This is a genomic window from Gemmobacter sp. (assembly GCF_016792925.1).
Taxonomy (GTDB): Bacteria; Pseudomonadota; Alphaproteobacteria; order Rhodobacterales; family Rhodobacteraceae; genus Gemmobacter.
In genome coordinates this window covers 1-5,357 of sequence record NZ_JAEULU010000319.1, presented here as the reverse complement: position 1 = coordinate 5,357, position 5,357 = coordinate 1, and the positions used below count along the sequence as shown (strand labels likewise).

The 5,357-nt window shown below is 66.9% G+C and carries 6 protein-coding genes; 4 read left to right on the top strand and 2 right to left on the bottom strand.

Annotated features, from left to right (window positions below):
* Nucleotides 1-58 precede the first annotated feature (58 nt).
* The gene (locus tag JNN06_RS15885) at nucleotides 59-799 is read right to left on the bottom strand and encodes a PAS domain-containing protein (RefSeq protein WP_291240568.1); all 741 of its coding nucleotides are present in this window, start codon (nucleotides 797-799) and stop codon (nucleotides 59-61) included.
* Between the two features lie 259 nt (nucleotides 800-1,058).
* Here JNN06_RS15885 and JNN06_RS15880 point away from each other — a divergent pair, with 259 nt between their 5' ends.
* The 3 genes from JNN06_RS15880 to JNN06_RS15870 are packed head-to-tail and all read left to right on the top strand — an operon-like array spanning nucleotide 1,059 to nucleotide 3,123.
* The gene (locus JNN06_RS15880) at nucleotides 1,059-1,952 is read left to right on the top strand and encodes a YicC/YloC family endoribonuclease (protein WP_291240567.1); all 894 of its coding nucleotides are present in this window, start codon (nucleotides 1,059-1,061) and stop codon (nucleotides 1,950-1,952) included.
* A 2-nt stretch (nucleotides 1,953-1,954) separates the two neighbouring features.
* Entirely contained in the window at nucleotides 1,955-2,602 is a 648-nt protein-coding gene (gene gmk / locus JNN06_RS15875; protein ID WP_291240569.1) for a guanylate kinase, read from the top strand.
* Nucleotides 2,599-3,123 carry a gamma carbonic anhydrase family protein gene (locus JNN06_RS15870; RefSeq protein ID WP_291240566.1) on the top strand — a complete coding sequence of 175 codons (525 nt, stop codon included), beginning with the start codon at nucleotides 2,599-2,601 and terminating at the stop codon, nucleotides 3,121-3,123. The genes gmk and JNN06_RS15870 overlap by 4 nt, the downstream gene beginning before the upstream one ends.
* A 78-nt stretch (nucleotides 3,124-3,201) precedes the next feature.
* Here the strand turns inward: JNN06_RS15870 and JNN06_RS15865 are convergent, their stop codons facing one another.
* Entirely contained in the window at nucleotides 3,202-4,056 is an 855-nt protein-coding gene (locus JNN06_RS15865) for a LysR family transcriptional regulator (protein WP_291240565.1), read from the bottom strand.
* 97 nt (nucleotides 4,057-4,153) lie between these two features.
* Between JNN06_RS15865 and JNN06_RS15860 the strand changes: the two genes are divergently transcribed.
* Nucleotides 4,154-5,357 (top strand): FAD-binding oxidoreductase (locus tag JNN06_RS15860; protein ID WP_291240564.1); only part of this gene is annotated, 1,204 nt, incomplete at its 3' end.

The following is a 5,357-nucleotide window of genomic DNA, read 5'->3' as shown; positions in this document are numbered from 1 at the left end:
GGCGGGCAAGCGGGCCTGGTCGAACCCGATGGCCAATCCGCAGCCGCGCTGAAGAGGCTCAGCGCCCCAGATCCACCAGCTTGAGATAGCTGCGCGCCTTGGCCGAGGGCTTGACGGCATAGCTGGGCTGCGGGCCATCCGAGGGCAGCGCCTGTTCGGGCAGGGGATGCGGCATCCGGGCCAGCCGGGCCAGATCCTGCACCGGGTGCAGCGCCGCCAGCCGGGGCAAAGCGATCGGGGTGCAACTGGCCGCCTCGATCCCCAGCCGGCGCGGTTGCCGCCCGATCTGCCCCGACAGGGCCAGACAGCCAAGCGCCATCTCGCCGCGCCCGTCATCGCAGGCCACCGGCAGCAGGATCATCCGCGCCGAAAGCGCCGGACGGCCAAGCCCGGTTTCGCAGCCAAGCGTCAGCTCCAGCGTGGCGGGGCGCAGAAAGCAGGCATCCAGCAGCGTGCCCAGCCGGTTGCGCGACATCGGATCGAACAGCGCCGAGAGCGGCATGCCGCGCCCGTCCATTCCCAGAAGATCGGCGAAATTCATGCCCGCAATGCGCAGCCGCCCGACACCGGGCGCAATCCGCTCCAGAAGGAAGGTGCCTTGCAGCGCGCCGCGCAAGCCGCGCGGGTCGATCTGGTCGCGGCGCGGCAGGGCCGGGCCGTCGCGCAGCCCCTCCCAATAGGCGCGCACCTCGGCCAGCATGGCGCGCATCTGGCGGCTTGCCGGATCGTCGCCGCCGTCCGTGGGGCCGCCCGGCGTGCTGGTGCCGCTTTTCCGTCTGCCGAAAAAGGTCAGTGCCATGATCTTGCCCCTCCTGCGAGGTCCCCTGCGGGGTCGTCGTGAAATCTCTGTCCGGCTTGGCCGTTGCCAGCACGCCGATTATCCGCCAATGTCGCCGCCAAAGCTGGGGGCGCGGCATAAGCGGGGCCAGGCGATCAGGTCGCGGTCCGGACTGGTTTACATGAGCTTAATCTAGCGCAGTTCGTCTCGAATTGCAGGGAGATTCTGAACGATTGGTAAACACCCGCCACGGCCCGGGAACCGAGCAGAAGGACAGGCGATGACCATTTCAATGACCGGCTTTGCCGCCGGGCGCGGGCAGGGGGCGGGGGCCGCCTGGGTCTGGGACATGCGCAGCGTGAACGGCAAGGGCCTCGACCTGCGGCTGCGGGTGCCCGACTGGATCGACGGGCTGGAACTGGCGCTGCGCGGCGAGATCAGCCGCGCCATGAGCCGGGGCAATGTGAGCCTGACCCTGCGGGTGACGCGCGACGCCCCCGAGGCCGAGGCGCTGCGGCTGAACCCGGCCAGCTTGCGCGCGGTGCTGGCCGCGCTGGCGCAGGTGGAGGCGGTGTCGATGGAGGTGGGCGTGACGCTGGCCCAGCCCTCGCCCGCCGATGTGCTGACCTTCCGCGGCGTGGTCGAGGCGGGCGCGGCAGAAGAGGATACCGCGCCACTGCGCGCGGCCATTCTGGCCGATCTGCCGGGGCTGCTGGCCGAGTTCACCGCCATGCGCGCCGCCGAGGGGGCCGCGCTGCAAACGGTGATCGCGGGCCAACTGGACGAAATCGCCCGGCTGACCGAGGCGGCGGCCGTGCAGACCGAGGCGCGCAAGGCCAGCCAGTTGGACAGCTTGCGCGAGGCGATGGCCCGGCTGATGGCGGCGCAGGATCAGGCCGATCCGGCGCGGCTGGCGCAGGAACTGGCGCTGATTGCCGTGAAAACCGATGTGACCGAGGAGCTGGACCGGCTGCGCGCCCATCTGGCCGCCGCCCGCGCGCTGCTGGCCGAGACCGGCAGCGTGGGCCGCAAGTTCGATTTCCTGATGCAGGAATTCATGCGCGAAGCCAATACCCTGTGTTCCAAGGCGCAAGACATCGCCCTGACCCGCATCGGGCTTGACCTCAAGACCGTGATCGACCAGATGCGCGAACAAGTGCAAAACGTGGAATGACCATGACCCTCACCGCCCCCCGCAAGGGCCTGCTGCTGATCCTCTCCTCGCCCTCGGGGGCCGGGAAATCCACCCTCGCCAAGCGCCTGATGGCCTGGGACGACACGCTGCGCTTCAGCGTTTCGGCCACCACCCGCGCCCCGCGCCCCGGGGAGCAGGACGGGCGCGAATATTACTTCAAATCGCGGCCCGAATTCGAGGCGATGGTGGCGGCGGGCGAGATGCTGGAACATGCCGAGGTCTTCGGCAATCTTTACGGCTCGCCCAAGGGGCCGGTGCAACAGGCCATGGCCGAGGGGCGCGACACGCTGTTCGACATCGACTGGCAGGGCGGCCAGCAAATCCGCAACTCCTCGCTGGGGCGCGATGTGGTCTCGATCTTCGTGCTGCCGCCCTCGATCGCCGAGCTGGAGGCCCGGCTGCGGGGCCGTGCGCAGGACAGCGACGAGGTGATCGCGGGCCGCATGGCCAAAAGCCGCGATGAGATCAGCCATTGGGGCGAATATGATTATGTCATTGTGAACACGGACATAGATCAGGCATTCGAGGAATTGCTGACCATCCTCAAGGCTGAGCGCATGCGCCGCGACCGTCAGCCCGGCCTGTCGGATTTCGTGCGCGGCCTGACCCGAGAGGGGGAGGCGCGATGATCTATGCACTGGACGGAATCGCGCCGCAGATCGCCCCGGAGGCCTGGGTGGCCCCCGATGCCAATCTGATCGGTCGCGTGGTGCTAGAGGCGCAGGCGAGCATCTGGTTCGGCTGCACCCTGCGCGGGGATAATGAGGAAATCCGGGTTGGCGCGGGGTCCAACGTGCAGGAAAACTGCGTGCTGCATACGGATATGGGCTATCCGCTGGTGATCGGCCCCGATTGCACCATTGGCCACAAGGCGATGCTACATGGCTGTGTGATCGGCGCGGGGTCGCTGATCGGGATGGGGGCCACGGTGCTGAATGGCGCGAGGATCGGCAAAGGCTGCCTGATCGGGGCGGGCGCGCTGATCACCGAGGGCAAGGAAATCCCTGATTTCAGCCTGGTGATGGGCGCGCCGGGCAAGGTCGTGCGGCAGCTGGATGCGGCCGCGCAGGCGCGGTTGCTGCAATCTGCGGCGGGCTACCGGGCCAATGCGGCGCGGTTTCGCGCAGGGCTGAGGCCGGTCGCGGGCTGAGCGGGCAGCGCGGATGGGGGGCTTTGCCCCCCGCCTGCGGCTCCCCCCAGGATATTTTGACCAAGATGAAGGGCGGGTTCAGACCTGCCCCGCCATGCGGCGGCGGATGATGCGGGTCAGACGGCGGTGCAGCGGCGTGATGCGGTGGCGCAGATGCATCGCGGCATAGACCGGTTGGCGCAGCACCGGGGCGTCTTCGACGGCGCGGAAGCGGCCCAAGGCGATCAGGTTTTCGGCGGTTTTCTCCATCACATAGCCCGCGCCGCCCATGCTGGTGAGCAGGGCTGCGACCGTGGCGCTTTGCCCGACCGAGACCGGGCTGGCGGTCAGATGCGGGGTGGTGGCGCGGTGCATCGCCTCAAAGGCGGGCGAGAAATGCGCGAAGACGAAGGTCTCGGGCACGACCTGATCGAGGGTGCCGGTCTCGGAGGAAACCATGCGATAGGGCACATCGCCCACGCTTTCAAAATGCAGATCAGGATGCGGCTTGGGCGAGAACATCACCGCAAAATCCTGCGTGCCGGTCAGCAGATCGGCGCACATCTGGTTGGAATAATCGGGTTCGATATAGAAGGCGGTTTGCGGGAAGGCGCGGCGGAAATCGGCCATCCAGTCGCCGATATGCTGGGCGGCCAGGTCGTTCTGGATCGCCAGCCGCACCAGATCGGCGCTGGTGCCGGGCTGCTGGATGCGGCGGCGGGCCTCGTTCCATTCATGGCGCAGGCTGCGGGCATGGGCCTCGAAGCGCGCGCCCTCCACCGTCAGATCGGTGCCCGCGCGCGACCGATCGAAAAGCCGCGCGCCAAGGGCGGCTTCGAGGCTGGCGATGCGGGCCGACACGGTGCTTTGCGTGAGGCTCAGCCGTTCGGCGGTGCGGTTGAAGCTGCGGGTCTCGCACAGGTCGAGGAAGGTTTCCAGAAGTTCGATCTGCATGGCGGCCTCTGATCGGTTTTTCCGATCAATAGCGCGGCTCTGGCCGAATTGAAAGCCAGGCGCGGCCTGATAGTCTGGCGCAAAGCAGGGGGGCAGCATGGCCGAATTTCCGACAAGCGCGCGGGTGGTGATTATCGGGGGCGGGGCGGTGGGGGCCTCTTGCCTCTATCATCTGGCCAAGGCGGGCTGGACGGATTGCCTGCTGCTGGAGAAGAACGAGCTGACGGCGGGGTCGACCTGGCACGCGGCGGGCAATGTGCCGACGTTTTCTTCCAGCTGGTCGATCATGAACATGCAGCGCTATTCGGCGGAACTGTATCGGCGGCTGGGGGCGGAGGTCGATTATCCGATGAATTACCATGTTACCGGCTCGGTCCGGCTGGGGCATGGGGCGGAGCGGATGCTGGAATTTCAGCGCGTGGTCGGCATGGGGCGGTATCAGGGCATGGATCTGGAGATCCTCTCGCCCGAGGAGCTGCGGGGGAGTTATCCGTTTCTGGAAACACACGATCTCGCGGGCGGTCTTTACGATCCTTACGATGGTGATATTGATCCGGCGCAGTTGACGCAGGCACTGGCCAAGGGCGCGCGCAGCATGGGCGCGCGGATCGAGCGGTTCTGCCCGGTGACATCGGCGCGGCGCGAGGCGGGCGATTGGGTGCTGACCACGCCCAAGGGCGAAGTGCGCTGCGACTATGTGGTGAATGCGGGCGGATACTATGCCGCAGAGGTGGGCCGGATGTTTGGCCGCCGGGTGCCGATGATGGTGATGAGCCATCAATATCTGCTGTTTGACACGATCCCCGAGCTGGAGGCCTGGTCGAAGGCCGAGGGCGCGAAGCTGCCGCTTTTGCGCGACGTGGACAGCAGCTATTACCTGCGGCAGGAAAAATATGGTTTCAATCTCGGGCCTTACGAGAACCCCTGCCGGGCGCATTGGGCCACGCCCGATGATCCGATGCCGGAGGATTTCAGCTTTCAGCTGTTCCCCGACGATCTGGAGCGGCTGGAATGGCATATCGAGGACGCCATGGCGCGGGTGCCCTTGCTGGGGCAGGCCAAGCTGCAAAAGGTGATCAACGGGCCGATCCCCTATACCCCGGATGGCAACCCGCTGATCGGGCCGATGCCTGGGGTGCCCAATGCCTTTGAGGCTTGCGTCTTTACCTTTGGCATCTGTCAGGCGGGGGGCGCGGGCAAGGTTCTGGCCGAATGGGTGACCGAAGGCGCGACGGAATGGGACATGTGGTCTTGCGATCCGCGCCGCTTCACCGGCTGGGAGGACCATGACTATTGCGTGG

Excerpts from the sequence above, each read along its gene's own strand:
- JNN06_RS15885 (WP_291240568.1), bottom strand. The coding sequence starts at position 799 with ATGGCACTGACCTTTTTCGGCAGACGGAAAAGCGGCACCAGCACGCCG.
- JNN06_RS15880 (WP_291240567.1), top strand. The coding sequence starts at position 1,059 with ATGACCATTTCAATGACCGGCTTTGCCGCCGGGCGCGGGCAGGGGGCG.
- gmk (WP_291240569.1), top strand. The coding sequence starts at position 1,955 with ATGACCCTCACCGCCCCCCGCAAGGGCCTGCTGCTGATCCTCTCCTCG.
- JNN06_RS15870 (WP_291240566.1), top strand. The coding sequence starts at position 2,599 with ATGATCTATGCACTGGACGGAATCGCGCCGCAGATCGCCCCGGAGGCC.
- JNN06_RS15865 (WP_291240565.1), bottom strand. The coding sequence starts at position 4,056 with ATGCAGATCGAACTTCTGGAAACCTTCCTCGACCTGTGCGAGACCCGC.